Annotated in this window: 1 protein-coding gene; it reads right to left on the bottom strand. The window is 43.5% G+C overall.

Going from position 1 to position 1,407, the window contains the following annotated elements:
• Positions 1-1,021 precede the first annotated feature (1,021 nt).
• Positions 1,022-1,345, bottom strand: coding sequence for a hypothetical protein (locus tag QUA80_RS33525; protein ID WP_333429207.1), 324 nt, complete (start codon positions 1,343-1,345; stop codon positions 1,022-1,024).
• Positions 1,346-1,407: the final 62 nt, after the last annotated feature.

Genomic DNA, 1,407 nt, shown 5'->3' with positions numbered 1-1,407 from the left:
CTGCCTATCTTTTTTGAGCAGCGGATTGGCTCAATCCTTACAAAGTATGGGTTTCAGGCTGGTTGTTACCCCCCCAGGACGATTACAGAGACTCATTTGTGAATTTTGAGATGTAGATTTTTTTTTCCTTAACATGGCTTACGCACGCTTCTCCCTAAAAAACCAGGTTTCTCGTTCTCATCCTCAAGCTAAACTGACAAGCGAATTTCAAAGGTGGTACTCGCCACGCGATCGATCCGTGGAATCAATCCCAAATCGAAAATCGAAAATCCTCAAGAAAGAGCATTTATCTCGCGCAAGTCAATCTAAAATCTCAAATCTAAAATTTAAAATCGATTGACGCAATTACGTTAAGAAACCGGGTTTTTGCCTCCAGGACTACTTAACTGAATGCAGGTCATAAAACTAGACGCAAGAAAGAGAGATTTTTCGGACTAGATCGGGAATTATGCACAATCTCCAGGTGCAGGGCAACCACGGGGGATTGCCCCTACAAGACGCTATATATATGAAGAGCGCAAGTCCTCTATATATTGCAACTTTTCCGGGTTTCTCCCCGTCAAAGCTAAAAGGAACTCATGACAAAACCAACCATCAGGTGACTGACGCTGAAGTTGCGTTCCCTATTAAGAGACACTAAAGTTTTGTTTAATTCAGTCCAGGACGCAACCATCCTAGGAATAGGGGCAACCACGGCGGGATTCCCCCCTACAAAACGCTATATGTAGAGGCTGTGCGTCCTGGACTGTAATGGTCTGAAAAAATTGCCAGCAGTATCCCTCTCGCCTTGCCTAAAATGCCAAGAGATTTCAGGAAAAAGTGTTCACAACTCTTTCAAAAACCATCAATGCAGAACCAACGCAATTATGTCATTCTGAACGCAGCGCAAGCGTTGTGAAGCATCGGGCGAGATCCTTGGCTACACTACAGTTCCTTAGCAAAGCTCAGGACTCAGGATGACAACAAAGCGTTTGTGTCCAAGACTGTTCTTGAAATATGCGCTTTTGTACTCAGCTATTCTTTAGATGGAAAAGAGCCAAAAGCCGCCACTATCCATCCACACCCGCCAAAACTGATGGGAATGTAGTCGATATAGCTTGCTGACAATCGAAAAATTTCTATATTGAATCTTGATTAAAGCTTGTGTTAGCTGCCAAATATACAGCGTCGCCTCAAACCACCGAAAAGCATTTTGCTGGAATTCTAATTTCCGATCGGATTGGACCACAACCATGACCGACTCTTTCTGCGGCTGGGATGGTGCTACCTCCTGCGGTTCCTCGCTGACAACTATCTCTACTTCCTCTACTACTGCTGATAAGATAATAGTCCAGGGTAAACGCATCTTAATTTCAACCTAAAACATGATAAGATGAAGTATTTAGCTAAATCAAGGGCGTAATTCAT

The sequence above is a fragment of the Microcoleus sp. F4-D5 genome (assembly GCF_036704885.1).
GTDB lineage: Bacteria > Cyanobacteriota > Cyanobacteriia > Cyanobacteriales > Microcoleaceae > Microcoleus.
Note: the sequence above shows the minus strand (reverse complement) of the source record. Positions and strands in the feature narration are given on the sequence as shown.

What these genes read in the sequence shown, in the direction of transcription:
- QUA80_RS33525 (WP_333429207.1), bottom strand. Translation starts at nt 1,345, where the DNA reads ATGCGTTTACCCTGGACTATTATCTTATCAGCAGTAGTAGAGGAAGTA.